Origin of the sequence: Streptomyces sp. Ru72, from assembly GCF_002920635.1 — a bacterium.
Lineage (GTDB): Bacteria > Actinomycetota > Actinomycetes > Streptomycetales > Streptomycetaceae > Streptomyces.
The window spans coordinates 1-25,721 of record NZ_PQSR01000112.1 but is presented as its reverse complement, the minus strand read 5'-3'; the positions used below and the strand labels follow the sequence as shown (position 1 = coordinate 25,721).

20 protein-coding genes and 2 pseudogenes are annotated in these 25,721 nt (G+C 70.1%); 7 read left to right on the top strand and 15 right to left on the bottom strand.

Going from position 1 to position 25,721, the window contains the following annotated elements; translation table 11 throughout:
* Positions 1-374: pseudogene (locus C3488_RS33525) on the bottom strand (hypothetical protein); the annotation flags it as partial.
* Complete coding sequence (locus C3488_RS33520) at positions 371-937, bottom strand: SigE family RNA polymerase sigma factor (RefSeq protein ID WP_103844658.1); 567 nt, start codon at positions 935-937, stop codon at positions 371-373. The gene C3488_RS33520 and the pseudogene C3488_RS33525, both read right to left, overlap by 4 nt.
* Before the next feature lie 255 nt (positions 938-1,192).
* Here C3488_RS33520 and C3488_RS33515 point away from each other — a divergent pair, with 255 nt between their 5' ends.
* A complete protein-coding gene (locus tag C3488_RS33515) occupies positions 1,193-2,644 on the top strand; it encodes an NCS2 family permease (protein ID WP_103844657.1) in 1,452 nt (483 codons plus the stop codon).
* A 39-nt stretch (positions 2,645-2,683) separates the two neighbouring features.
* Here C3488_RS33515 and C3488_RS33510 read toward each other — a convergent pair whose 3' ends face one another.
* From C3488_RS33510 to C3488_RS33500, 3 genes are all read right to left on the bottom strand, one after another.
* Entirely contained in the window at positions 2,684-4,141 is a 1,458-nt protein-coding gene (locus C3488_RS33510) for a penicillin-binding protein 2 (RefSeq protein WP_103844656.1), read from the bottom strand.
* Positions 4,142-4,253: 112 nt separating this feature from the next.
* Positions 4,254-4,727 carry a GNAT family N-acetyltransferase gene (locus tag C3488_RS33505; RefSeq protein ID WP_103844655.1) on the bottom strand — a complete coding sequence of 158 codons (474 nt, stop codon included), beginning with the start codon at positions 4,725-4,727 and terminating at the stop codon, positions 4,254-4,256.
* 3 nt (positions 4,728-4,730) lie between these two features.
* Positions 4,731-5,504, bottom strand: coding sequence for an IclR family transcriptional regulator (locus C3488_RS33500; RefSeq protein WP_103844654.1), 774 nt, complete (start codon positions 5,502-5,504; stop codon positions 4,731-4,733).
* Between the two features lie 133 nt (positions 5,505-5,637).
* Here C3488_RS33500 and C3488_RS33495 point away from each other — a divergent pair, with 133 nt between their 5' ends.
* Positions 5,638-7,167, top strand: coding sequence for an aldehyde dehydrogenase (NADP(+)) (locus C3488_RS33495; RefSeq protein ID WP_103844653.1), 1,530 nt, complete (start codon positions 5,638-5,640; stop codon positions 7,165-7,167).
* A gap of 151 nt (positions 7,168-7,318) precedes the next feature.
* Positions 7,319-7,927, top strand: a complete 609-nt coding sequence (locus C3488_RS33490) for a DUF1349 domain-containing protein (protein ID WP_103844652.1) — start codon at positions 7,319-7,321, stop codon at positions 7,925-7,927.
* On the opposite strand, the pseudogene C3488_RS33485 reads toward C3488_RS33490, so the two are convergent.
* Positions 7,922-9,300: pseudogene (locus C3488_RS33485) on the bottom strand (MFS transporter). The gene C3488_RS33490 and the pseudogene C3488_RS33485 sit on opposite strands and share 6 nt — an antisense overlap.
* 70 nt (positions 9,301-9,370) lie before the next feature.
* Here C3488_RS33485 and C3488_RS33480 point away from each other — a divergent pair.
* The 4 genes from C3488_RS33480 to C3488_RS33465 all read left to right on the top strand — a co-directional run bounded on the left by C3488_RS33480 (position 9,371) and on the right by C3488_RS33465 (position 12,814).
* Positions 9,371-10,366, top strand: a complete 996-nt coding sequence (locus C3488_RS33480; protein WP_103844651.1) for a GlxA family transcriptional regulator — start codon at positions 9,371-9,373, stop codon at positions 10,364-10,366.
* On the top strand, positions 10,363-10,875 hold the full coding sequence (locus tag C3488_RS33475; protein WP_181139303.1) for a GNAT family N-acetyltransferase: 513 nt from the start codon (positions 10,363-10,365) through the stop codon (positions 10,873-10,875). Before C3488_RS33480 ends, C3488_RS33475 begins: the two co-directional genes overlap by 4 nt.
* 76 nt (positions 10,876-10,951) lie before the next feature.
* Positions 10,952-11,668 (top strand): DsbA family oxidoreductase, encoded by a 717-nt coding sequence (locus C3488_RS33470; RefSeq protein ID WP_103844650.1) that lies wholly within the window; start codon positions 10,952-10,954, stop codon positions 11,666-11,668.
* Between the two features lie 96 nt (positions 11,669-11,764).
* The gene (locus C3488_RS33465) at positions 11,765-12,814 is read left to right on the top strand and encodes an aminotransferase class V-fold PLP-dependent enzyme (RefSeq protein WP_103844659.1); all 1,050 of its coding nucleotides are present in this window, start codon (positions 11,765-11,767) and stop codon (positions 12,812-12,814) included.
* Positions 12,815-12,942: 128 nt separating this feature from the next.
* On the opposite strand, the gene thpD is transcribed toward C3488_RS33465, so the two are convergent.
* The 9 genes from thpD to C3488_RS33420 all read right to left on the bottom strand — a co-directional run bounded on the left by thpD (position 12,943) and on the right by C3488_RS33420 (position 25,540).
* Positions 12,943-13,839 (bottom strand): ectoine hydroxylase, encoded by an 897-nt coding sequence (thpD, locus tag C3488_RS33460; RefSeq protein ID WP_374955476.1) that lies wholly within the window; start codon positions 13,837-13,839, stop codon positions 12,943-12,945.
* A gap of 13 nt (positions 13,840-13,852) precedes the next feature.
* Entirely contained in the window at positions 13,853-14,251 is a 399-nt protein-coding gene (locus C3488_RS33455) for an ectoine synthase (protein ID WP_103844648.1), read from the bottom strand.
* 29 nt (positions 14,252-14,280) lie between these two features.
* A complete protein-coding gene (gene ectB / locus C3488_RS33450) occupies positions 14,281-15,552 on the bottom strand; it encodes a diaminobutyrate--2-oxoglutarate transaminase (RefSeq protein ID WP_103844647.1) in 1,272 nt (423 codons plus the stop codon).
* Positions 15,553-15,612: 60 nt separating this feature from the next.
* Positions 15,613-16,161, bottom strand: a complete 549-nt coding sequence (gene ectA / locus C3488_RS33445) for a diaminobutyrate acetyltransferase (RefSeq protein WP_103844646.1) — start codon at positions 16,159-16,161, stop codon at positions 15,613-15,615.
* Positions 16,162-16,490: 329 nt separating this feature from the next.
* Positions 16,491-16,844, bottom strand: a complete 354-nt coding sequence (locus C3488_RS33440) for a DinB family protein (protein WP_258053820.1) — start codon at positions 16,842-16,844, stop codon at positions 16,491-16,493.
* A gap of 148 nt (positions 16,845-16,992) precedes the next feature.
* Positions 16,993-17,352 carry a hypothetical protein gene (locus C3488_RS33435; protein WP_146067976.1) on the bottom strand — a complete coding sequence of 120 codons (360 nt, stop codon included), beginning with the start codon at positions 17,350-17,352 and terminating at the stop codon, positions 16,993-16,995.
* Positions 17,343-23,681: a DNRLRE domain-containing protein gene (locus tag C3488_RS33430; RefSeq protein WP_374955475.1), complete on the bottom strand. Its 6,339-nt coding sequence runs from the start codon at positions 23,679-23,681 to the stop codon at positions 17,343-17,345. The genes C3488_RS33435 and C3488_RS33430 overlap by 10 nt, the downstream gene beginning before the upstream one ends.
* A gap of 139 nt (positions 23,682-23,820) precedes the next feature.
* Positions 23,821-24,321 (bottom strand): zinc-binding dehydrogenase, encoded by a 501-nt coding sequence (locus C3488_RS33425; protein ID WP_258053818.1) that lies wholly within the window; start codon positions 24,319-24,321, stop codon positions 23,821-23,823.
* A 118-nt stretch (positions 24,322-24,439) separates the two neighbouring features.
* Positions 24,440-25,540, bottom strand: coding sequence for an alanine--glyoxylate aminotransferase family protein (locus C3488_RS33420; RefSeq protein WP_103844643.1), 1,101 nt, complete (start codon positions 25,538-25,540; stop codon positions 24,440-24,442).
* Positions 25,541-25,721 lie beyond the last annotated feature (181 nt).

Here is a 25,721-nt window from a genome sequence, read left to right as displayed (position 1 = left end):
CCGGAGCCGTGCGAGCCCGCGGTGGGTGCCTGCCCGGCCGGGGGGACCGGTGCGCGGCTCGTCGCGGCCGGGGACGGGGTCGGCGTGGGAGAGACCGTCACCGTCTGCTGGGCGGGGGTGTCGCCCTTCACCGCCGAGGCGACCGCGTAACCGCCCACCGCGAGGACGCCGGCGACCCCGGCCGTGGCTCCCACGACCCGCACCCAGCCCCACAGCGGCGGACGCGTCGCCCTGCGGCTGCGGCTGCGGCGGGGCGGCGCGGCCATCCCGCGCTCGACGCGCGCCAGGATGCGCGCGCGGTCGGGCTGGTGCGCCTCGGCCGCCGCGTGCAGCCTGGCACGCAGCTCGTCGTGCACGTCCCGCGGCGTAGTCATCGGTTCCTTCCTCCAGCTCCACCGGTGCGCACCACCGCGGCGTGAACGCGCCGAGGAGCCTCGGCGGTGCCCAGGAGCCGCTGCAATTCGGCCATCCCCTTCGACGTCTGGCTCTTCACCGTACCCACCGAGACGCCCAGCGCGAGCGCCGTGTCCTTCTCGGAGAGGTCGAAGGCGTGCCGCAGCACCACACACGCCCGTTTACGGAACGGCAGCCGGCGCAGGGCCTCCTGTACGTCGACGACCGCCGGAACGTCCGGGTTCTCGGCCTTCTCCTCCCGCTGGGACCAGAAGAGGGTAATCCGGCGGCGTTCGCGCACCGCGCTGCGGATCCGGGTGCGGGCCAGGTTGGCGACCACCCCCCGCGCGTACGCCACCGGGTGGTCGGCTGAGCGCACCCGGTCCCAGCGGTGCCACAGCGCGAGCAGTGCGTCGGCCGCCAGATCGTCGGCGGCGTCCGCCTCACCGGTCAGCAGATGGGCGAGCCGGGCGAGTTCGGCGTAGTGGCGTTCGAAGAAGGCGTGGAACTCCACGGCGGCGTCGTCGTCGACGACAGTGCCCACGGGCGACCTCTCCTCGCTGTGGCTCCGGCACCTCTGCGGGCACCTGTGTATGTGACGTAAGTGCCATGTGGACGTCCGGAGTGCGGTCCGGGACGAGATCCGGAAGCCTAGCAGCGTTCGTACGGGGCTTCGAACGCCGTATGGCAGGCCGAATTCGCCGATTCCGTAACACGGAGAAAACCTGAAACGGGTTCACCGAGGGAACAATCCAGCCAGCATCCCGCACTGGTTCTACAGGCACCAAGGAGTCTCGCCATGCCCGACAGACAGAAGGTGATCGGCCGGCCAAGTGCCGCACCCCCCGCGGTGAACGGCCTCGACCGGTACTTCAGGATCTCCGAACGGGGCTCCACCTTCGGCCGTGAGATACGCGGCGGATTCGCCACGTTCTTCACGATGGCCTACATCCTTGTCCTGAATCCGATCATCCTGGGCAGCGCCAAGGACAAGTTCGGCCACCAACTCGACACCGGCCAACTGGTCACGGCCACCGCGCTGGTGGCCTGTGTGATGACGATCATCATGGGTGTCGGCGGCAACCTGCCGCTCGCCATCGCCGCCGGCCTCGGCCTCAACGCCGTCGTCGCCTTCCAGCTCGCCCCCCTGATGAGCTGGGCCGACGCCATGGGCCTCGTCGTCATCGAGGGCGTCCTGATCTGCGTCCTGGTGCTCACGGGACTGCGCGAAGCCATCATGAACGCGATCCCGCAACAGCTGAAGCAGGCCATCGGCGTCGGCATCGGCCTGTTCATCGCCTTCATCGGCTTCGTCGACGCCGGGTTCGTCAGCCGCATCCCGGACGCGGCGAACACCACCGTGCCGGTGCAACTGGGGGCCGTGGGACGCCTGACCGGCTGGCCCGTCCTGGTCTTCTGTCTCGGCGTGCTGCTCACCATCGCGCTGCTCGCCCGCAGGGTGAAGGGCGCCATCCTGATCAGCATCGTGACCATGACGGTCGTCGCGATCGTCATCAACGCCGTCGCCGACATCAAGAGCTGGGGCCTGACCACCCCGAAGCTCCCCGACAAGGTCGTGGCGGCCCCCGACTTCGGGCTCGTCGGTCACTTCAGCCTGTTCGGCGCCTTCGGCGAAACGAGCGCCATCACGGTCGTCCTGCTGATCTTCACGCTGATCCTGTCGGACTTCTTCGACGCCATGGGCACCATCGTCGGCATCAGCGCGGAGGCCGGGCTGCTCGACGAGCAGGGCCAGGTGCCGGGCATCGGCCGGGTGCTGTTCATCGACGGCGCCGCCGCGATCGCCGGCGGCGTGGGCTCCGCCTCCTCCAACACCGCTTACATCGAGTCCGCCGCCGGCGTCGGCGAGGGCGCACGCACCGGGTTCGCCAACCTGATCACCGGCGGCCTGTTCGGCCTCGCGCTGTTCCTCACGCCGCTGCTGACCATCGTGCCGCTCCAGGCGGCGGCGCCCGCCCTGATCGCGGTCGGCTTCCTGATGCTGACGCACGTCAAGCACATCGACTGGGACCGGTACGAGATCGCCATCCCGGCGTTCCTCACCATCGCTGCGATGCCGTTCACGTACTCGATCACCGACGGCATCGGCGCCGGCTTCCTGTCCTACGTCGTCATCAAGGCGGTCCTCGGCAAGGCCAGGGAGGTCAACTGGCTGCTGTGGGGAGTGTCGGCCCTGTTCCTCGTGTACTTCGCGATCGATCCGGTGGAGCAGATCCTCGGTGTCAAGTGAGGCGAGGGGGCAGCCCGTCGCGGGGCTGCCCCCGAGGGCCTAACTCTTGAGCGCGGCCTGCATCATGGACTTGGCCACCGGCGCCGCCAGCCCGTTGCCGCTCACCTCGGAACGTGCCGCGTCCGACTGCTCGACCACCACCGCGACCGCGACCTCCTTGCCCGTCGCGTCGGACTTGCCGTACGCCGTGAACCAGGCGTACGGCACCTGGCTGTTGTTCTCGCCGTGCTGCGCGGTACCGGTCTTGCCGCCCACGGTGACGCCCGGTATCTGCGCGTTCGTACCCGTGCCCTTCTCGACGACCGTCTGCATGGCGGACTCCAGCTGGGCGGCGGTCGCGGAGCTGACGATCCGCTTCGTGGACGTGTCGTTGTCGTAGTTCTTCAGCACGTCGCCGCCGCTGTCGGTGATCTGCGACACCATGTGCGGGTCGACCAGCTCACCGCCGTTGGCCAGGGCGGCGGACACCATGGCCATCTGGAGCGGGGTCGCGGTCACGTCGAACTGGCCGATACCGGACAGGGCCGTCTGCGCCCGGTCCATCTTCGAGGGGTAGACGCTCGGGTACGCCCGCACCGGCACGTCCAGCTGGTCGTCGTCGAAGCCGAACTTCTCGGCCATCGCCTTCACCTTGTCCTGGCCGAGGTCGACGGCCATCTTCGCGAAGACGTTGTTGCACGAGTACTCCAGGGCCACCCGGATCGAGGCGTTCTCGCAGGGCGCTGAGGGGTTCTCGTTGGACAGCGCGTCGGTCGACAGCGGCAGCCGGTACGGGTTCGGGCTGACCGTCTTCTGGTCCACCGACGAATAGAGCTTGTCCTCCAGCGCGGCCGCCGCCACCACCAGCTTGAACGTCGAGCCCGGCGGCAGGGGCTGGCGCAGCGCGCGGTTGGTGAGCGGCTTGTCCGGATCGGCGTTGAGCTGCTTCCAGGCGGCCCCGGCGGTGTTGGCGTCGGTCAGCGACGACGGGTCGTAGGAGGGGGTCGACACGACCGCGAGGATGCGTCCGGTCTTCGGGTCGATCGCGACGGCCGCGCCTTTCTTGTCGCCGAGTGCGTCGTACGCCGCCTTCTGCACGTCCGGGTCGATCGTCGTCACCACGTTGCCCGGTTCGGCCCGCTGGTTCGTGATCGTGTCCATGACGGTCTTCAGACGGGGATCCGTGCCGTCGAGCAGGTCCTGGTAGATGCCTTCGAGTTGGGTCGGCGCATAGCTCTGCGAGGCGTAGCCCGTCACCGCGGCGTACAGCCTGCCGTCGGTGTAGGTGCGCTTGTACGCGAGGTCGCCGCCGGTCGTCCGCGCCGAGCCGGTGACCGACCTTCCGGCCACGATGATGTTCCCCAGCGGCTGCGAGTACGTCTCGATCGCGTCTCGCCGGTTGTCCTTGTCGTCCGCGAGCGCCTTGCCGTCGTAGAACTGCACCCAGGTGGCCCTGACCAGCAGAGCGAACACCAGGGCCAGCACGAAGACGGAGGCGCGCCTGATCGTCTTGTTCATCCCGCCAGGAGGACGATCGGTGCGGCTCGGATCGTTCCCGAACGCCCCTTTTTCTCATCCGGCGCTCATGATTCCGGCCCGACCGCACCGGCCCGACCGCACCGGCCCGGCGTCACCCGTCCAGCGTCAGCACGACCTCGTCGATCTCCGAGTCCCTGGCCTGCGCGTACCCCCGGGCCCGTGCGGTCTCGCGGAAGCCGCACTTCTCCAGCACGCGCAGCGACCCCGCGTTGTCCGCCGCCGCCCGTGCGTACAGCGGGCGTTCCGGCACCTGAGCCAGCAGCCCCCGCAACGCGGCCGTCGCCACGCCCCGCCCCCAGTACGCGCGGTCGATCCAGTACGTCACCTCCCGCTCACCCGGCTCCCCGTAGACCGCCGCGCTCCCCACCACGTCGCCGTCCGCCAGGACCGTGCGGGCGAGGACGTCGGACGAGGACCGTATCTTCTTCCAGTGGGCGGCGAAGACGTCCGGGTCGGCCGGATCGCCGGGGGTGAACGCGGCCATCCGGACCGCCTCGGGATCGCTCATCTGCCGGTAGAAGACCGGCAGGTCGCTGTCATGGACCTCGCGGAGCACGACCTCCATGGTTCACAGCCTCCGGGTGGCGAGCGTCAGGCGGTCCCTCGCGTCGAACAGGGCGTCCTTGATCATCTGTTCGTGGGCCGGGGTCAGGCGGGCCACCGGGACCGAGCAGCTGATCGCGTCGCGGGCCGGGGTGCGGTAGGGGATCGCGACCCCGAAGCAGCGCAGCCCCAGCGTGTTCTCCTCCCGGTCCACGGCGAAGCCCTGCTCCCGGATCTGGTGCAGCTCCTCGATCAGCCTCTCACGGTCCGTGACGGTGTGTTCGGTCAGCGCCGGAAGCGTCTCCGGGAGCATCTTGCGGACCTGCTCGTCCGTGTACGTGCTCAGCAGCGCCTTGCCCAGCGACGTCGAGTGCGCCGGCAGCCGGCGCCCCACCCGCGTGAAGGGCCGCAGGTAGTGCTGCGACTGCCGGGTCGCCAGGTACACCACGTTCGTGCCGTCGAGGCGCGCCAGGTGGATCGTCTCGGTCGTGTCGTCCGACAGCCGGTCCAGGGTCGGGCGCGCCGCCGCCACCACCTCGTCGCCGTCGATGTACGACGTGCCGACCAGAAGTGCCCGCACCCCGATGCCGTAGCGCGTGCCCGTCGCGTCCGTCTCCACCCAGCCGAGCTCCACGAGCGTGCGCAGCAGCATGTACAGGCTGGACTTGGGGTATCCGACGGCCTCCTGCACGGAGGCCAGCGAGTGCATGCCGGGGCGGCCGGCGAAGTACTCGAGCAATTCGACCGTCCGCACCGCGGACTTGACCTGCGCCCCGCCGCCCGTCTCGCCTGCCGACATCGCCCTTGACCCCTTCGTTCGCCGGGAAATAGTCTCCGAGCAGCATATTCATCATCAGAGACAGTGTTCAGTATATCGAACACCCTTGATGGATGACGTACGAACTGCGGCATGACATCTGGAGGGACCCGCGGTGGCAGCAGCACCAGTCTGGAGTGTCGACCCCCGAACCGGGAAGCAGCGTGAACAGGTTGCGGTGGAGGCCACAGCTGAGGAGGTGGACGCCGCCGTCCGGGCCGCCCATGACGCGCGTGGTTCCCTCGCCGACCGCACGGTCCGCTCGGCGTTCCTGCGCACCGCCGCCGACGAGCTGGAGGCGGCCAAGGACCACCTCGTCGAGGCGGCGGACGCGGAGACCGCCCTCGGTCCGGTCCGGCTGAGCGGCGAGCTCGCCCGCACCTGCTACCAGCTGCGTGCCTTCGCGGACATCGTCGACGAGGGCGCCTTCCTCGACGTCGTGATCAACCACCCCGACGACACGGCGACCCCGCCGATCCCCGACCTGCGCCGCTACAAGGTCCCGCTGGGCGTCGTCGCCGTGTACTCGGCGTCCAACTTCCCCTTCGCCTTCTCGGTGGCCGGCGGCGACACCGCGAGCGCGCTCGCCGCGGGCTGCCCCGTCGTCGTCAAGGCCCACCCCGACCACCCGGCCCTGTCCGAACTGGTCGCCGCGGCCCTGCGCCGCGCCGCCGAGCGGCACGACATCCCGAAGGGCGTGCTCGGTCTCGTCCACGGTTTCCAGGCGGGCATCGAGCTGATCAAGCACCCGCTGGTCGCCGCCGCCGGGTTCACCGGTTCCGTTCGCGGCGGCCGGGCCCTCTTCGACGCGGCGGCCGCCCGCCCCGTCCCGATCCCGTTCCACGGCGAACTCGGCTCGCTCAACCCGGTCGTCGTCACCGAGGCCGCAGCCGCCGAGCGCGCCGAGACGATCGGCGCCGGTCTCGCGGGCTCCATGACGCTGGGCGTCGGCCAGTTCTGCGTCAAGCCCGGCCTCGTCCTGGCCCCCACGGGAGCCGCGGGCGACCGTCTGGTGAAGTCCCTGACCGAGGCGGTCAGCGACACCGACGCCGGCGTCCTGCTCGACCACCGTATGCGCGACAACTTCATCGCCGGGGTCACCGAGCGCGCGGCCCTCCCCGAGGTGGAGTCCCCGGTCACCGCCGGCCCGGGCGGCGAGCACACCGTGAGCGCGGGCTTCCTCACCGTCCCGGCCGAGAAGCTCACCACGCAGGGCGAGTACGACCTCCTCCTGGAGGAGTGCTTCGGCCCGATCACGGTCGTCGCCCGCTACGAGGACGAGGACGAGGCCAAGCGCGTCCTCGGCCGGCTTCCCGGCAACCTCACCGCGACGGTGCACCTGTCGAGCGAGGAGGCGGCGGGGGAGGGCCGTGGCGCGGAGATCCTTCAGGAGCTGACCCCGCTGGCAGGGCGCGTACTTGTGAACGGCTGGCCCACCGGGGTGGCGGTCGCCCCCGCTCAGCACCACGGTGGTCCGTACCCGGCGACCACGTCCACGTCCACGTCGGTCGGCGGTACGGCGATCGAGCGGTGGCTGCGGCCTGTGGCGTACCAGAACGCTCCGCAGGCCCTGCTCCCGCCGGAGCTGCGGGACGACAACCCGCTGGGTCTGCCGCGGCGGTTCAACGGCCGTCTGGAGCGGTGACCGTTTCATTGCGGTTCGTGCCGTAGGGGCGTTGCGGGGTGCGGCGCCTTAGCGGTCGGTCGCGCCCGCGCGGCCAAGCCGCGCGAGGCGTCACATCCCCGCACCCCGGAAAAACACTGCCCCCTACCTCGGCACCTGGGACACTCTGGCAATGGACCTCGAACTTCCCGAACTCCCTTTCCTCCTTCGTACGTACGGGCCTGAAGGCCACTGGTCGTACGAGGACGGGGTGCTCACCGGCTGGGCCGGGGCCCGGCAGGATCGTTTCGTGCCGCCCACCGGTGAGTCCCTGGACGCCGCCTCCGACGCGCCCCGGCTGCTCGGGGCGCCGGAAGGGGACTTCCAGCTGATCGCCCGCGTCACCGTCGGCTTCGCCGCGGCCTTCGACGCCGGCGTGCTCTACGTCCATGTCGGCGAGCGGGCGTGGGCGAAGCTGTGCCTGGAGTACTCGCCGGACGTGCCCACCGTGTGCACCGTGGTGACGCGGGGACACTCCGACGACGCCAACTCCTTCACTGTGGAGGGAAGTTCGGTCTGGCTCCGGATCAGCCGGACCGGCCGCGCCTTCGCCTTCCACGCCTCCCAGGACGGGAAGCGGTGGACGTTCGTCCGGTTGTTCACCCTGGGCGACGAGAAGGAGACGGACGCGGCGCTGGTCGGCTTCATGGCCCAGTCCCCGATGGGCGAGGGCTGCGTGGTGACGTACGACGGGATCGAGTACCGCCCGAACTGGCCGCAGGACCTGCGGGACGGTTCATGACGAACTGACCGGGGGCCTCAGGCGCAGCGTGGCCAGGGCCGTCGCGGCGAACAGCACCGCCGACAGGGCGAGCCCCCACCGCATCCCGGCCTCGAAGCCCCCGCCCACCAGCGCACCGAACACCGCGATGGCCAGGCCCCCGGCCACCTGGCGGGCCGAGTTGAGCACGCCCGCCGCGAGGCCCGCCCGGTCCGGTGGAACCGCTCCATCATCGCGGCCGTCAGCGGCGGCACCGTCAGGGCGCAGCCCAGCGCCAACGGGATCAGGAGGACGGCCACCACAACGGACGGCGTGTACGCGTCGACGGCGAGGAGGGGCAGCAGCCCCGCCACTGCCAGCCACTGCCCGAGCAGCATCGGCATCCTCACGCCGTACCGTCCCGCGAGCTTCCCCGACACGATGTTGGTCACCGCGATCAGCCCCGACATCGGCAGGAACATCACTCCGGCGTACAGCGCCGAACGTCCCTGCACCTGCTGGAAGAACAAGGAGAAGACGAACACCGCCCCGTAGAACGCCACGCTGCACGCCGCCCCCACCGCGACCGCCACGCAGACGTTCCGGTTGCGGAAGAGCGCGAGGGGTACGACGGGATGTGCCTGCCGGGTCTCGATCCGTACGAACGCCGCGCCCGCGGCCACGGCAGCCCCCAGCGCCACCAGGCCGGTGGCGCCTCCCTCGATGACCGCGAACGTCAGCGCGCCGAGGGCCACGACCGCCGTCAGCTGGCCCGGGACGTCCAGAGGTGCCGGCCGTGGCCGCGAGCGCGGCGAGCGCAACAGGAGCAGCAGGGCCGCCGCCCCCACCGGCAGGTTGATGAAGAAGATCCCCCGCCAGTCCCACGCCGTCGTCAGCGCCCCGCCGGCCACCGGACCCAGGGCCACCGCCACCGAGCCGCCCGCCGCCCACAGGGCCACCGCCCGCGCCCGGCGGGCCGCGTCCGGATAGGCCTGCCGCACCAGCGCGAGCGAGGCCGGCAGCACCACGGCGGCCGCCGCGCCCTGCACCACTCGCGCGCCGATCAGCGCCGGCAGGTTCGGCGCGCCCCCGCACACCGCCGAGGCCAGTGTGAACACGGCGATTCCCGCCCCGTACGCGCGGCTCGCCCCGGCCCGGTCCGCGAACGCCCCGGTCGACAGCATCAGCGCCGCGAACGTCAGCGTGTAGGCGTCCACCACCCATTGCAGACCCGACAGTCCGGCCGTCAGGTCGGCCCCGATCGCCGGGAGCGCCACGTTCACGACGGAGGCGTCGAGCGTGATGATCGCGAAGCCGAGAAGGGCGGCGGTGAGCGTGAGCGCGGTCGAAGGCGGCCTCGACTTCGGCCCGGAGCGAGCCGGTTGAGTGGTCGTCATCGTCTGGTTCGTGGGCATGCCTCCACTGTGCGGATCTCCGGCGGCGTACAGTAGTGGCCCGAATGCCATACATCCGGAGGTTCTGGCCATGGCCGACGAGCGAGGCGTCCGCCGGGTCGCCGTCATCGCGGCGTCCCCCGTCTCGATGTTCAACCTCGCCATCCCCGAGCTGCTGTTCACGAAGACCGAGGTCGAGGGGCGCCCCGGCTACGAGGTGCTCATCTGCGCCCCGGAGCCCGGGCCCGTCCCCACCACCGGCGGCCTCGACCTGCACGTGCGCCACGGCCTCGAGGTCCTGCGGGAGGCGGACACCGTGATCGTCGCGGGCACCGGGTCGGCGTACGAGCCGGACCCGCGGGTCGTGGCCGCCCTGCGCGAGGCGGCCGCCGGGGACAAGCGCATCGCCTCCATCTGCACCGGCGCCTTCCTGCTCGCCGAGGCGGGCCTGCTCGCGGGCCGCCGCGCCACGACGTACTGGCAGCACGCCGACGATCTGCGCACCCGGTACCCGGAGGTGGACCTCAAGGGGGACGTCCTGTACGTCCAGGACGGCCAGGTCGTCACGTCCTCCGGATACGCCGCCGGAATCGACCTGTGCCTGCACATCATCCGCACCGACTACGGCGCCGCCGTCGCCAACCGGGTCGCCCGGCTGGCCCTCGTCGCCCCCGTGCGCCCCGGCGGCCAGACCCAGTTCACCCAGACGCCGCTGCCCCCGGAACGGGGCGACGCCTGCGCCGACACCCGCGGCTGGGCCATGCGCAACCTCGACAAGCCGCTCACGCTCGGCGACCTGGCCCGGCACGCGGGCGTCAGCGTGCGTACGCTCACCCGCCGCTTCCATGCCGAGAGCGGGGTCAGCCCACTGCAGTGGCTGCTTCACCAGCGCATCGAGCGGGCCAAGGAACTCCTGGAGACGACCACCCTGCCCATGGACCGGATCGCCCAGGTCTCGGGCCTCGGCACCGCGGACTCGCTGCGCGCTCATCTCGTCCGCCGGACGGGCCTGACCCCGAGCGCCTACCGCGCCCAGTTCAGCCGCCTCGGAACCGCCCCGGCCGCTGCCACGTCCTCCGTTGCATGATCGAAGAGCGTGTGACCGGAAGCCGGGTGATCCGCACCGCCCTGCCCGCCGAGGCACCAGCCGTGGCCGATCTGCACATGCGGGCCCGGGCGACCTACTACCCGCAGGGGCTGCCGCAGGACGGCACCGACTGGCTCGCCGCCTGGCGGGCCGCCATCGAGCGGCCCGACGGGCATGTGCTGTGCGCCGTCGAACACGGGCGACTCGTCGGCATCGCGTCCTTCCGCACCCCGCACAAAGCCCCCGCCGACACGGTCAAGCTCTTCCAGTTCCACGTCGACCCCGGTCACTGGCGCCGCGGCATCGGCACCGAGCTCCACGCGGCCTGCGTGGAGGAGTGGCAGGCCGACGGCAAGCGGACGGCCGTCCTCGACGTGCACGTGGACAACCGGCGCGCCCAGGTCTTCTACGCCCGCCACGGCTGGGTCCCCGATCCGGAGAACCGGCCCGCCGAGGGCGACCACCACGTCCACCTCCGGTACACCGTCCCCGGTGTCCCGGGGGAATGAAACGGAGCGCTTGAACGTTCACACAGCCTGCGGAGGGAGGCTCCGTACCCGTACGACCTGGAGAGAAGCCGAAGACATGCGCGTGGAGATCTGGTCCGACATCGCCTGCCCCTGGTGCTATGTCGGAAAAGCCCGCTTCGAGAAGGCGCTCCAGGCCTTCCCGCACCGGGACGAGGTCGAGGTGGTGCACCGCTCCTTCGAGCTGGACCCGCACCGCGCCAAGGACGACGTGCAGCCGGTCCTCACGATGCTCGCCAAGAAGTACGGGATGAGCGAGGCGCAGGCCCAGGCCGGTGAGAACAACCTGGGCGCCCAGGCCGCCGCCGAGGGCCTCGCGTACCGCACCACGGGCCGTGACCACGGCAACACCTTCGACATGCACCGCCTGCTGCACTTCGCCAAGGAGCAGGGCAAGCAGGACGAGCTGATCCAGATTTTGTACCGGGCGAACTTCGCCGAGGAGCGGTCCCTGTTCACCGAGGGCGACGAGCGGCTGGTGGAGCTGGCCGTGGAGGCCGGGCTCGCCGCCGAGGACGTCCGCGAGGTCCTCGCCGACCCCACCGCCTACGCCGACGCCGTGCGCGCCGACGAGCGCGAGGCCGCCGAGCTGGGGGCGAACGGCGTCCCCTTCTTCGTCCTCGACCGGAAGTACGGCGTCTCCGGCGCCCAGCCCGCGGAGGTCTTCACCCAGGCGCTGACCCAGGCGTGGGGCGAGCGCTCGCCGCTGAAGCTGATCGACCAGGGTGACGCGGACGCCTGCGGCCCGGACGGCTGCGCGGTGCCGCAGCACTGAGGACCCGCAGGTCAGGCGGATGTATAAGGGTTCCTTGATGGAACCACGCACAAATAGGCGATGGACTGGGACTTCCACGGGCCGCACAGTGGTCCCATGGAGACCTTCGAGACCCTCGTCCGCACCGAGTTCGCCCCGAAGAAGACCTACCTGAACACCGCGAGCACGGGGCTGCTGCCGGCCCGCACGGTGGAGGCCCTGCGGACCGCCGTGGAGTCGGCCGCCGTCGGGCAGCCCACCGACATGTTCGCCGACGTGGAGGCCGCCCGCGCCTCCTTCGCCCGGCTGACCGGGGTTCCCGACCGCCGGGTGGCGGCGGGGGCCTCGGTCGCCGTCTACACCGGGCTGATCGCCGCCTCGCTGCCCGAGGGCGCCGAAGTCGTCACCGCCGAGGGCGACTTCAGCTCGGTGGTGAACCCCTTCCACATGCGCCGCGACCTGAGGGTCCGCACCGTGCCGCTGGAGCGGGTCGCCGAGTCCGTAGGGCCCGGCACCGCCCTCGTCGCGGTCAGCGCGGCGCAGTCCGCCGACGGCCGGATCGCCGACCTGTCCGCCATCGGCGCGGCGGCCCGGGAGCACGGCGCCCGTACGTATGTGGACGCGTCCCAGGCCGCCGGTTGGCTGGACCTCGACGCGGACGCGTACGACTATGTCGCCGCGGTCGCCTTCAAGTGGCTCTTCTGCCCGCGCGGCGTGGCCTTCCTGGTGGTCCCGGAGGACCTGGGCTCCCTCTCCCCGCTCTTCGCCGGCTGGGTCGCGGGGGAGGAACCCTGGGACAGCTGCTACGGACCGGTCGCCGAACTCGCCCGCTCCGCACGGAGGTTCGACGAGAGTCCCGCGCTGTTCTCGTACGCGGGCGCCCGCCGCTCCCTGGAGCTGTTGGAGGAGGTGGGCGTGGCGCGGGTACGGGCCCACGACCTCGCCCTCGCCGACCGGTTCCGCAAGGGCCTCGACGCACTCGGCCACGAACCGGTCCCCGCGCCGGGCTCACCGATCGTGTCCGTGCCCGGACTCGGCCACCGGCAGGGCGAGGTGAGCCGCGCGGGTGTCGAGGTCTCGAACCGCGCGGGCAACCTGCGGGCGGCCTTCCACTTGTACAACACGCCGGCCGACGTCGATCGCCTGCTGGACGTGCTGTCCGACTGACCCATGGCGCCTGGAGCCCCTCGAACGAAGGGCTCCAGGCACCGGCGGTCACTTACGGGGGTGAAGTCCTGCGCCCCCGATGCTGTGATCCTCGGGGGCGATCCCCGGACCCCCGGCCGGGCTCCGGCTCACCTCACCGGGGTGAAGTCCCGCGCTCCAATGAACTCGGGACGCCGGACCGGAGCCGCGAAGGGTTCCACCGCCGCGTTCTCCACGCTGTTGAACACGATGAACACGTTGCTGCGCGGGAACGGGGTGATGTTGTCGCCCGAGCCGTGCATGCAGTTGCAGTCGAACCAGGTCGCCGAACCGGCCTTGCCCGTGAACAGCTTGATGCCGTACTCGGAGGCCATCTTCGTCAGCGCCTCGTCGGACGGGGTGCCCGCGTCCTGCATCTGCAGCGACTTCTTGTAGTTGTCCTTCGGCGTGGCGCCGGCGCAGCCGAGGAACGTCCTGTGCGACCCCGGCATGATCATCAGGCCGCCGTTGGTGTCGTAGTTCTCGGTCAGCGCGATCGAGACGGACACCGTCCGCATGTTCGGCAGACCGTCCTCGGCGTGCCAGGTCTCGAAGTCGGAGTGCCAGTAGAAGCCGCTGGCGCCGAAGCCCGGCTTGACGTTGATCCGCGACTGGTGGACGTACACGTCCGAGCCGAGGATCTGCCGCGCCCGCCCGACGACCCGCTCGTCGCGCACGAGATTCGCGAACACCTCGCTGATCCTGTGGACCTCGAAGACGGAGCGGATCTCCTTCGACTTCGGTTCCACGATCGACCGCTCGTCGGCGCGGATGTCCGGATCGGTGACGAGCCGCTCCAGCTCCCGCCGGTAGACGGCGACCTCGTCCTCGGTGATCAGCTCTTCGAGGGCCAGGAAGCCGTCGCGCTCGTACGCCTGGAGGTCGGTCAGCGAGATCGGCCCCGGCGTACCCGGAGCGCCCCAGACGACCGGGTCCTGGCGCGGGACGGACACCTCGGTGGCGCCGCGGCTGGGATAGAGATCGGTGACGGTTGTGCTGGTGGTCAGGGTCATCGGTGATTCACACCTCCTCGGTGAGCAGGGGGTAGACGCCGTTCTCGTCGTGGTCCTCACGGCCGGTCACGGGCGGGTTGAAGACGCAGAGGCAGCGGAAGTCCTCCTTCACGCGCAGCGTGTGCCTCTCGTGCCCGTCCAGCAGGTACATGGTCCCGGGCGTGATCGTGTACGTCTTCCCGGTCTCGTGGTCGGTCAGCTCCGCCTCGCCCTCGACGCACACGACCGCCTCGATGTGGTTCGCGTACCACATCGACGTCTCGGTGCCTGCGTACAGGATCGTCTCGTGCAGGGAGAAGCCGACCTTCTCCCGGGCGAGGACGATGCGCTTGCTCTCCCAGGTGCCCGACGCGGCTTTCACATGCCGGTCGGTACCTTCGATGTCCTTGAACGAACGGACGATCACAGTACTGTGTGCCTCCTCTTCAGGGGTTTTCAGGCGGTCTCGCGGACGGCGCGGGCGAGGATGCCCAGACCCTCGTCCAACTCGTCGTGGGTGACGGTGAGGGCGGGCAGGAGTTTGACGACCTCGCTCTCGGGACCCGAGGTCTCCACCAGGAGCCCGAGCTCGAAGGCACGGCGTGCGATCCGCGAGGCCCGCTCCTTGTCGTGGAACTCGAGGCCCCACACGAGCCCGCGGCCGCGGTACTCCCGCACCTCGGCGCGGTTCTCGTCGGCGATCGAGGCCAGCTCGCGCTCGACCAGCTCGCCGCGGGTCCGGGTCTGCTTCTCCATCGCGGACCCGTCGGTCCAGTAGGCCTCCAGCGCGGCGGTGGCCGTGACGAACGCCGGGTTGTTGCCGCGGAAGGTGCCGTTGTGCTCGCCCGGCTCCCAGACGTCCAGCTCTGGCTTGAACAGGCACAGCGACATCGGCAGCCCGTAGCCGCTGATCGACTTGGACACGGTGACGATGTCCGGCACGATCCCGGCCTCCTCGAAGGAGAAGAAGGCGCCGGTACGGCCGCAGCCCATCTGGATGTCGTCGACGATCAGCAGCATGTCCTGCCGCTCGCACAGCTCGGCGAGGGCGCGCAGCCACTCGGGGCGCGCGACGTTGATGCCGCCCTCGCCCTGCACGGTCTCGACGATCACGGCGGCGGGTTTGTTGAGACCGGATCCCTGGTCCTCCAGGAGCCGCTCGAACCAGAGGAAGTCCTGGACCGTGCCGTCGAAGTAGTTGTCGAAGGGCATGGGCGTGCCGTGCACCAGCGGGATGCCGGCGCCGGCGCGCTTGAAGGCGTTGCCGGTGACGGCCAGCGACCCCAGGGACATCCCGTGGAAGGCGTTGGTGAAGGACACGATGGCCTCGCGTCCCTTCACCTTGCGCGCCAGCTTCAGGGCGGACTCGACGGCGTTGGTGCCGGTCGGCCCCGGGAACATGACCTTGTAGGGCAGGTCGCGCGGGCGCAGCACCACGTCCTGGAAGGTCTGCAGGAAGGAACGCTTGGCGACGGTGGACATGTCGAGCCCGTGGGTGACGCCGTCACGCTCCAGATAGTCGATCAACGCCCGTTTCAGTACGGGGTTGTTGTGGCCGTAGTTGAGTGATCCGGCGCCGGCGAAGAAGTCGAGGTACTCGTGCCCGTCCTCGTCGTACATGCGGCTGCCCTGCGCGCGGTCGAAGACGGTGGGCCAGCCGCGGCAGTAGCTGCGCACCTCCGACTCGAGGGTCTCGAAGACGCTGAGGTCCGGCTGGGTGATGGTCACGACGAAAACGCTCCTCGGTGTGTGGGGGAGGGGGAGTCGGACTGGGGGTGGGGGAGGGGATCAGGCGGTGTGCCGCAGCGGCCCGATGCGGTACAGGACCTCCGGGTCGTGCGGTCCGTCCGGGAAGTGGTGCGTGTCGAAGAGCACTTCACGCTCGACGGTCGCGCCGTGCCGGGCGGCGAACGAGGTGAACAGCCGCTCGGAGGCGGTGTTGCCCGGGGTGATGGTGGTCTCGATGCCGGTGACGCCGTGCTCGGCGGCGGCCCGTGCCGCGACCGCGTCGAGCAGGCGGGCGGCGAGGCCGCGCCCGCGGTACGCGGCGTCCACGGCGACCTGCCAGACGAGAAGGATGCCGGGGCGCTCGGGTCGCAGGTACGCGGTGAGGAACCCGACGGGCCGCCCGCCGGCCTCGGCGCGCACCACAGCCGAGGTGCCGGCGAAGTCACGGCACCACAGCAGATAGCTGTAGGAGGAGTTCAGATCGAGGGCTTCGGAGTCCTTGGCGATACGCCAGAGAGCGGCGCCGTCCGCCACCTCCGGACGGTCGATCCGTAGTCCCTCCGACATTTCCAGGAATTCCGCTGACAGGTCTGCTTGTGCGGCGGTCATGCGGATTCAATTTACCCGTGGGAATTCGAAAATGCATCGCCGGAGGGGGTTACGGGCGGGAGAGGGATGTGATATCGCGCGGGCGCGCTCGTGCGCGCGAACCGGCGGTGCTTGCTGGAGAAATATGCTGACATTGCAGGGTGAAGCACCCGTCCTGTGGAGTCGATCACACCCTGGTAACCCACACGAGATCTGCCCGAATTACCTCGGATGGCGTTCGCAGAATCTTTGCGTTTAGGTTGGGGAAGAGCGGGCAGAAGAATGCGGGGAGCTACCCTTTGGGGGAATTCCAGGATTACCTGGAAGGAGGCCGGAGCGCAATGTGGATTTCAGGCGCCGGCCACTCCGCCGATACGTTCCCGAAGGATGCCGGCGTTACCGTTGTGCCGGGCGTACTCCTCGATCACTTGCACACGCACCCACCGAAGGCTGACCTCGAACCCGCCCATGGGCCCACCACCGGGTATCCGCCCCACGGCGTCGAGCGAGAGTCCGGCACACATCTCCCGCCCAGCGCCCGCGCCAAGGCGCAGGGCGCGAAGGAGGCACGCCGGAAGCGTCGCAGGGCCTCGATGCAGGGACGCCGCGCGGCCTGGCGCGGCCGACAGTGTTCGCTTGTGACGCTGTGGGTTCGGTGGTTCGCCGCCTATGCCACCGCACCCGGCCGAGCGCTGGTGGACCAAGAGCTCTACCTGCCGAAACCCTGAACGTCCGATCGTGGCCGCTGCCGGGCAGCGCTCGCTCCGCGGGGGCAGCTCGGCCTGACGAAGCCCGGAAACGGAGGAGCCCCGCCCGGTCTCTCGATCGGGCGGGGCTCTGGATCTCGCGGGGTCAGCCGTCAGCGCCGGGGTGGAGACGCCGGAACAGTGACCGAAGCCCGCTGCTCCTGCGGCGCCTCCTCACCCATTCCGACCTGATGTCGAACACCTCTCGCTCTATCTCGTCGTCCTGGTCTACGGGCACCCAGCTGACGGACATCTGGGCGAGGACGCCCGGCAGGTCGTCGTCGGCTACCCAGAAGTCGTCGGTGCGCAGGTGCTCGGAGTCCGTGACTCGGGGGTCGTCGCTGATGTAGAAGGCCCAGGAACTCTGGATCTCCGCTGCGAGCAGCAGATAGGCACCGGCGTACTCACCTGCCCCGATCCTTCCGACCCGTCCGTTCTCGGGCCAGGAATCCCTGTCTACCACCATGGCGCCCATCGCCTCGGCTTCCGGTGATTGATGTGGTAGTTGAAGTAGTTGTGGTGGCCCTTCTGCCCCCATGTCAGGTTCGAGGACCAGCCGTGCTTGCCCTTCTTGGCCCATGAACGGTAGGCATGCTTGCCCTTGGACCACATCCGTGCGCCGTTCTTCGCCACGCCACGGGTGGCTCCGCGGCCCACCCACATGCGGCCGGCCAGCCAGGTCGTCGCCCTGGTGGCGCGGATGGAACCGTTCACGAACTTGATCTTATGGGCCAGGCGGGCCACCCGTACCACTCGATAGGCCCGGTAGGCCCACGCCGCGGTTCCGAGGCCGGGAATGAAACCGGCCGCGGTGAGGCCGATCTCCCACTTGTTCTTCCAGGCCCACTTCGCGACGCGCGACTTCTTGAAGCTCCGCCACTTGCTGCCGAACCAGCTCCGGCCGTCTAGGTCGAACTCGTTGACCGGATCGCCCGGGTATCCGTAGGCGTTGTCGCCGCCGCCGTAGACGGGGTCCGACTGGAGGAAACGGCCGGTGACAGGGCTGTAGAGGCGGACCCCCATCAACGTGAGGCCGGTGAGGGTCTCCGTGGAGCGCTGCTTGGCCCCGAGCCAGTTGTAGCGGGTCGCAGTCTGGCCGGCCCGGGGGTTGCCGTACTCGTCACTGTCCAGGGCCACCGGGGCCTTGCTCGTGTCCAGCGGGAGCTGGACCGCGACGTCACCGTGGATGCTGGTCAGTTGTAGGACGGTCTCGCCGGTCTTGCCGGTGATGGCCGCGAGGTCGCCGGACGCGGAGTCGACGTTGCGGGTCAGCGCCCCCGTCGTGGTGTTCTCGACGATCCAGCGCGGATTGTCTCCGTCACCGTCGTAGTGGTTGATCTTGGACTCGGTCTGGGTCCATGTGCTGCCGCTGCCCGTCTCCACCTTCCAGGACCGGAAGCGCAGGGCGGCGTCGAGCTGCCAGGTCTGGCGCTTGCCGTTCGCGGTCTGCTGGTAGGCGAGGTCGTTGGCGTAGTAATTGAAGGTGCTGCCGGGCAGGGCCGTGGTGCGGCCGAACGCGTCGTAGCTGTAGCCGGCGTCGACGAGACGGTCGGCGCTGTCGTAGGTGTAGCTGGTGGCGGTGCCCCCGGTGGTCGGGCAGTCGGTGCCCGGGGTGCCCGCTGCCGTGGTCAGGGACTTGCGGTTCGTGCGCGCGTCGAAGGTGTAGCTGCGACGCGTGCACAGGGTGTTGTACGTGTCCTCTACCGTCGTCAGACGGCCCGCGGCGTCGTACCGGTAGGTCTGGTCGGACCAGCCGGAGTGCGAGGTGACCTGGCCGTGGATGGACTCGGCCGTGGTGTCCGCGTAGACGAGCGTGCCGTCACTGTCCTTGGTGTAGGCACGGCCGGTGGCGGCACCGGTGGTGTCCTCGGTGACGGTCAGGCTGTAACCACCGGGCAGCTTCTCGCTCGCGACGGAGCCGTCGGCGTCGTAGGTGGCCCGGAAGGTGCCCGCCACCGAGTCGGTGGTGGACGTGGCCAGACCGCGCGGTTCGACGGTGTGGTCGTAGGTGTACGTGACCGTGGAGGGCACGCTGTCCGCGACCTTGACCGGTCGGCCGAGCAGGTCGTACTCGGTCGTGGTCGTGCCGCCGTCGGCGTCGGTGTAGGCGATCTGGCGGCCCAGCTTGTCGTACGCTTCGCTGATCGTTCCGCCGGTCGGCGAGGTTGTCTTGACAACCTGGCCGGTGGCCGGGTCGTACTCGGTGGTGATCTCCGGTACGGCCTGGCCGACACCACCGGTCACGGTGACCTTGGTCGGACGACCGGCGCCATCATGCGTCGTGAGGGTGGTCCGGGTGACTCCGTTGGCCGTGTCGACGACCTTGGCGGGGTTGCCCCACCAGTCGTACTCCGTCGTGGTCGTGGGAAGCTCGGCCGGGTTGGAGCCGCCGCCCGTGACCGCCCCTGCGGGTCCGGTGGAGCACACCAGGTCGGCCCACTCGGGGCGGCCCTGGCAGGCGCCGCTGCCGGTGGCGGACCAGTACGTCGTCACGCGGGTCGCGGCATCCGTGCCCGTGGCGCCGGGAGGGATCTGCTTCGTGACCCGGCCCTGCGCGTCGTACTCGGTCGTCGTGGTGAGAGCGAGGCCGCCCGGGTCCTCGATCGACCTGACCGCCACGCCCTTGGCCCAGTCGTAGACCGTCTGGGTGGCGCGGGCCGCCGCCTGGACGTCCGGATGCTCACGCACCTGGGCGCCGGTGGTCGCCTTGGTGACCTGGTCCCTGATCTTGGCCGTGCCGTCCGTGGGACGCCCCGCGTCGTACTCGTTGACCGTCCACGACCGCGCCGTCACGGGCGTACCGGCCGACACGAGAGTGGTCGTACCGGACTTCAGATCGGCGGTGAGGTCGATCCGCCGGAGCGGGCCGAACTCCTCCACCTCGCGCGTGCCTTCGTCGTTGTAGACCGACTTGGTGGACAGCAGGTCCGCGCGCTCGGCGCTGGTGAGCTGGGCGATGCCGAGCTCGGTCTGGTCGGCCTTGTCGGCGGTGGTGAGGCCGAGGGCGAGAGCGCGGTTGGCGGCGCTCAGCTCTCGGACGGTGTTGCCGAAGCGGTCGTACTCGGTGGTGGAGACATGGCCGCCGGGCGTGGCGCTGTTGACCTCTCGGCCCGACACCCCCAGGTAGGTGATGTCCGCCCTCTTGTAGTCGGCCGCGGTCAGCGCGCTACCGGAGTGGGAGGACGGAACGGCGTCGGCGGGGAGGACAGCGGTGGCGTCAGTCGGTGCGTCGAGCTGGCCCCACGCCTTCACATCCGCGGCGCCCATCGCGTATGGGGCGGTGGCGCCGGTCAGCGGCACGTCGTAGACGATGCTGGTGACGGCCTCACCCTGGACGACATCGGCCGTTCCCTGCTGCAGAGCCGGTCGGGCGACCTTCAGCAACATACCGTCACCCGCGGTCGCGGAGTTGCCCGCCTTGCCGTAGGTGAACGTCCAGGGCAGCTGACCGGCCGGGACGATCTGCGTGACCCGCCCCGCCGTGTCGTAGGCGTACTCCGTCTTCAGGGCCGGGCTGATCAGCGGGTTCCACGTCTGGCGCAGGCGGCCGTCGGTGTCGTACCGGTATGTCTGAACAACTTTCGAGGTCGCAGCGGCTGCGCCAGGCTCGGTGGACCACAGGCGGATCTCCTTCACCTGGCCGCTGTAGTCACCGAACGTGCCGCTGGTCGCGGTCGTCGACGTCGCGTAGACGAACTCCAGAGCCCGGCAGCCCTTGGCGGACAGATCCGCCGTGCAAGCGGCGGCGGTCACCGCGGACGTGGGCGCGATCACCTTCTTGGGCCGGGCCAGCGTCTTGCCCCCCACCGACACCGTCTCGGAGACCACCGTGGTGGCGGCGTTGGACAGGCCGTCCAGCAGAGTCGAGGAGACCTGCCAGGTGGTTGCGGCCGGGTCGGGCTTGGTGAACTCGGTGACCGTCCCTTCGGGATCCGTCAATGTGAAGCTTCCGGTCACACCGCCCTTGAGGGTCAGGTACTCGGAGCCCGGCTCGGGGGTCCAACCCGTCCTGGACGCGTTCGCCGTGAAGGACGTCTCCTCGCCGTCGCTGTCGACGACGACCACAGCCGTGTCCGAGATCCTGCGGATATGGCTGTAATCGGACTCGGTGATCTCGGCGGCGGTGCCCGACACCCACTCCTTGCCGAAGATCGCGGCCTGGCCCTCCTGCTTCGCCGCCTTGTCCGGGGTGCGCGACGACGTCGTTCGCGAGACGGCCAGGCCGAACGCGGACGCGTCGTTGGCAGACAGCGAGTAGTCGCCCGTGAGCAGGTTCAACGAACCGGGGCCCACCTCGTCGGCCGCGGCACCGGAGGCATTGCGGTCAACGACCACGCTCAGCGGTTCCGTGCTGCCCGAGGCGCTGTTCGGTCCGGTGAGGTCCGCCTTGATCTGGACCGTGCCGTCCGGGTCGACGGTGCTCGTGGCGTTCCACACCAGAGCCGAGTTCTTGCCGTTGGCCAGCGCCACGGGCCAGGCCGTGAGCGGGCTGCCACCGGAGGTGACGTCCCCGACCGGGATCGGCGCCCAGGAGTCGGCCTCGGAGCGGCGCCAGGAGAAGGAGACCCTGTCGTACTTGCCGGCGTCGGCCTCGGCGACCAGCGGCAGGCGGCGGGCGGTCCGCTCACCGTCTGAGGGCTGGACGAAGCCGCCCGGACCGGCGTGGAAGGTGTACTCGATGGCTTCGGACTTGTTGTCCGCCTTGTCCACGGCCCGCACCTGCAGGGTGTGGGTGCCGTTCTTCGGCGGGGCGATGTTGATGCCCTTGTCCGCGGTGGAGCCGCCGGTGGAGACCTTGGTCCAGGTCACGCCGTCCAGGGACCACTCCAGCCAGTTGTGGTCGGTGCCGGAGGGCGGGGTGACGGTGAAGGTGCCCGTCTGACCGGCTCCCTTGACCCAGGCGTTCGATGGGTAGTCGGTGGAGGTGATCTTCGAGGGCGCCGACGGGGCGCTGGTATCGACGCTGAAGGTCTTCCAGGCCGACCAGCCGGTGTTGTAGTGCGTGCCGTCGTACGGTGACGTGCGGAACTTGTACGTCTTGCCGTTGACCAGCACGCCGGCCGGGACGGTCACCGAGGCGACCTGCCCGGAGGGCACGTACTTGGAGACGATGACGTCGCCGACCTGGGTGTTGGTGGCGTTGTCGTAGATCTGGAAGGTGCCGTTGACCTTGTCACCGTCGGCGTCGACGAAGGTGTCCCGCAGCGTCGGGGTGGTGGTGTTCACCACGTAGGCGCCGCTGTAGGAGAAGTACGGCGGACCGGCCTCCTGCTTGGTCCCGGTGCGCGGCCGGTAGTTGTAGTTCACCACCAGCTTCGGCGGGTTGGACGCGGCGTTGGCGGAGTTGACCCGCTTCCACTGCGCGATGACCGACTCGTCCGAGGCACGGATGCCCATGTGACCACGGGTGGCCTTGGCCGAGGCCCACTCCTGCACCAGCGTGGTGACATTGGCGTTGATCCAGCCGTCCGGCTGGGTGGAGCACCCGGCGTTGCCGGTGGTCTCCGTCGAGGTGGCCTTCTGCGCGGTCCACGACGGCTGCGTGCCCCAGCGCGAGGAGGTCGAGGCCGCGCCGGTCGACCACACCTGCCACGGATAGGGCTTGCAGTCGGTGTTGCCCGAGTGGAAGTTCCACAGGGACAGCTTGGCGTCCAGGACCAGCGCGTCCTGGACGGGGGTGGTGTTCCAGGAGATGAAGGACCGCGCGGTGCGCGCGGTGCCGTCGGCGTTCTTGGTGCCCGGGTTGCCCAGGTCCAGCTCGGTGTCCGTGGACCAGTCGACGGTTTCGCCCTGCTGCACGTAGGTGTCGAAGACGTTGGACAGGGAGGAGGTGGAGGGGTCGACCGTGACCGGGTAGGCGGTGTCCGGGTCGGCGAGGAACTCCTCGTCCGGTGTCACCACCAGGTCGATGGAGGAACCCTTCTGAACCACCTTCAGGCCGACCTTGGCCTTGCGGGTGTGCTCGCCGGACCGCTTGTCGACGGTGGCGTCCCACATCACCGGGGCGGGCATCACGGCCCGCTTCTTGTTCTTCCGGTCGGTGAACTCCACGCTACCGTCGGGCAGTTGTTCGGCCTTCAGTCCCTTGGCCTTCAGCGGCAGCGTGTAGGAGTAGCCGCCTGTCCCGGGGCGCTGATTGATCTCGACGTACTGCTCGAAACCGGTCCGGGTGGCCTCCACCACGACGTCCGCGCCCGGTACGGCGTCGGCGTACTCCGCTCGCGTCCCGTCCAGTTCGGGCTGCGGCAGACCGCCCTTCCACTGCAGAGTGATCTGCTGGTCGCCCTCGCCCAGTGTCACCAGGTCCGTGGCCGTGGCCTCACGCGCGGCCTTCAGTGACTTCACCGGAGTCCCGGACTTGCCGGCCAGACGAAGCCCGCCGGGGTGCGCCTTGGGCTCGACCGTGCCGTCGTCCTCCTGGACCAGGTCCAGGTCGACGGTCCGCCACGCTCCGGTGGCGCCGTCCCTGAACCGGACGGGACCGGCGGAGACTTCGGTGGTGAGTGAACCGTCCTTGTTCACCCAGGTCGTGGAGGTCTCCGTACGCTCGGAGAGCGCCTCCACCCGCCGGCCCGACAGCCGGGCAGCCACCCGCGCGGACGGGATGTCCGCCGCCTGCGTGGCCGCAGTCCTCTTCGGTGCCTCGAGGGTCTGCGGTGCTGTCGCAGCCGCGGCGTAAGCGCTGTCGAGCAGCGTGACGGTCAGGGCCAGGGACACGCTTCCCGCTATCCAACGAGTAGTCCCCCCGGACCAGGGGCGTCTGCGCCTGCGGGACGCAGGCTCGCGAATCGCCATGATTCTCCGGTCTTTGCACTGTGCGTCAGACACCACGGGCGTGATGCTGCTGTGAAAGTACCTTGAGTAATAAGGAGGCAAAATGCGTCAACTGATTGCAAAGAGCGATCTCTTCATCCGCGTGTGACCGTGATCTGTGTCACCTCACCCGCCGGCATATCGGTTCAATGCGGTGAACCGGGCGCCTGCCCATGGGCACTTCCTGGCACAGGGAAGTCGAGGGCGTGCTTGCCGCGGGTCTGGCTCGTTTCCAGTTGCTGCAGCACCGCCGGCCCCTCGGCCAGGGGACTTCGGGGCGCCTGGCGGGTGCACGCCTCGGGCGATGGGTGCCGTGAGTTCGTCGAGCAGCGACTGGTAGATGGAGGGGACCGCGGTCGCGAGCGCGCCGATGTGCAAGCCCTTGACTTGAGCCTGGTGGGTGAACGCCGGGTCGCTCATGCCGAGTCCGGCGTCGCCCGAAGCGGCACCGAACACGACGGCGCCTCCCGTGAAGGGACTTGGTGACCGACAGGCTGACCTCGAACGTGGCACGTCCCACCGATTCCAGGACCAGGTCGACGCCACCGGTCAGGCCGGTGATCTCCTCGGCCGGATCGGGGCGTGCGCTGTCCAGGACCTCGTCGGCGCCGAGCGCCCGCACGGTGTCGTGCTTGTCCGGTGACGCCGTGGGGCAATCACCCGCGCACCGTGGTGGCGGACGATGCGGTCAGCGGCCTGCCCCACGCCTTTGGCCGCGGCGTGAACGAGCACCGAAGAAGCTAGCCCCACACCTCCGCCGCCGCCCTCCGAGCCGCCTTCACATCCACGTCCGCCCCGGACTCCTTCAGCGCCGCCCCCAGCGCGGCCAGGCTCGCCGAGACCGCCTCCGCCGTCGCATCGTCCCCGTAGTGGTTGACCCGGATCATCTCCTTCGCCAGCGCACCCCCGCCGGCCGCCAGCGGCACCCCCGGGTCGCACTCCAGCGCCCGCGCGACCACCTCCGCCGCCACCACACCGGACGGTGCCCGCAACGTCGTGGCCACCGGCGCCGCCTCCGACGCCTCATGCACATACGGCTCCAGACCGCCGCCGAGCGCGACCGCCCCCGCCCGCGTCGCCGCCGCCGCGGACCGGTGCCGGGTCATCACCGCCTGGAGTCCCTCCGCCTCGATCCGCTCCAGGCAGGCCTCAAGCGCCAGCATCTCCAGCTGCGCCGGAGCGTGCAGCAGCGCCTTCCGCCCGCCGTCGATCCAGCGCTCCTTCCAGTCGAGGAGGGAGAGGTACGACCGACGGGGCGCCCGCTGGTTCGCCGCCATCCGCGCCCACGCCCGCTCGCTCACCGACACCGCCGACACCCCCGCCGGCCCGCCCATCGCCTTCTGGGCGCCGATCACGCACAGGTCCACCCCCCATGCGTCCGGCAGCACCGGTTCCGCACCGATCGAGGCCACGGCGTCCAGATAGAAGAGCGCGCCGTGCTCCCGCACCACCGCCCCGATCTCCGCCACCGGGTTCGTGTTCCCGGTGGCCGCCTCCGCGTGCACCAGCGACACGAAGTCGATCTCCGGGTGCTCGGCGAGCTCCTGACGGACCTGCTCCGCCGTCACCGCCGTGTGGAACGGCACTGCCAGGTCGTGCACCGTCGCCCCGCAGTCCCGCAGCCAGTCGCCGAAGGTCTGCCCGTACGGCCCCGTGATCACGTTCAGGGCCGTCGTCCCGGGCCCGGCGGTCCCGCGGATCGCCCCCTCCAGCGGCAGCAGCGCCTCACCCTGCATGATCACGACGTCCTGCCCGGTGGACAGCAGCCGCGCCACCCGGTCCTCGATCGAGGCGAAGCGGGCGGCGCTCAGCGGGGGGAGGTCCAGGAGGGGATGGGTCACGGCGGTGCTCTCTTCGCTCGCGGAGGCCGACAGTCTCGGTGTCGGTGCCGGTGTCGGTGTCGGTGTCGGTGTCGGTCCTGAGGGTAACCGGCGGCCGTCGTCACCCGTTTGCCGATCGCTTCTGAGGTGAGAAGGCCCTCCAGCCATCGGTTTGGTTTGAGGAACCCAAACTGCTCCTTAT

What these genes read in the sequence shown, in the direction of transcription:
- C3488_RS33515 (WP_103844657.1), top strand. Translation starts at nt 1,193, where the DNA reads ATGCCCGACAGACAGAAGGTGATCGGCCGGCCAAGTGCCGCACCCCCC.
- C3488_RS33510 (WP_103844656.1), bottom strand. Translation starts at nt 4,141, where the DNA reads ATGAACAAGACGATCAGGCGCGCCTCCGTCTTCGTGCTGGCCCTGGTG.
- C3488_RS33505 (WP_103844655.1), bottom strand. Translation starts at nt 4,727, where the DNA reads ATGGAGGTCGTGCTCCGCGAGGTCCATGACAGCGACCTGCCGGTCTTC.
- C3488_RS33500 (WP_103844654.1), bottom strand. Translation starts at nt 5,504, where the DNA reads ATGTCGGCAGGCGAGACGGGCGGCGGGGCGCAGGTCAAGTCCGCGGTG.
- C3488_RS33490 (WP_103844652.1), top strand. Translation starts at nt 7,319, where the DNA reads ATGGACCTCGAACTTCCCGAACTCCCTTTCCTCCTTCGTACGTACGGG.
- C3488_RS33480 (WP_103844651.1), top strand. Translation starts at nt 9,371, where the DNA reads ATGGCCGACGAGCGAGGCGTCCGCCGGGTCGCCGTCATCGCGGCGTCC.
- C3488_RS33475 (WP_181139303.1), top strand. Translation starts at nt 10,363, where the DNA reads ATGATCGAAGAGCGTGTGACCGGAAGCCGGGTGATCCGCACCGCCCTG.
- C3488_RS33470 (WP_103844650.1), top strand. Translation starts at nt 10,952, where the DNA reads ATGCGCGTGGAGATCTGGTCCGACATCGCCTGCCCCTGGTGCTATGTC.
- C3488_RS33465 (WP_103844659.1), top strand. Translation starts at nt 11,765, where the DNA reads ATGGAGACCTTCGAGACCCTCGTCCGCACCGAGTTCGCCCCGAAGAAG.
- ectA (WP_103844646.1), bottom strand. Translation starts at nt 16,161, where the DNA reads ATGACCGCCGCACAAGCAGACCTGTCAGCGGAATTCCTGGAAATGTCG.
- C3488_RS33435 (WP_146067976.1), bottom strand. Translation starts at nt 17,352, where the DNA reads ATGGTGGTAGACAGGGATTCCTGGCCCGAGAACGGACGGGTCGGAAGG.
- C3488_RS33430 (WP_374955475.1), bottom strand. Translation starts at nt 23,681, where the DNA reads ATGGCGATTCGCGAGCCTGCGTCCCGCAGGCGCAGACGCCCCTGGTCC.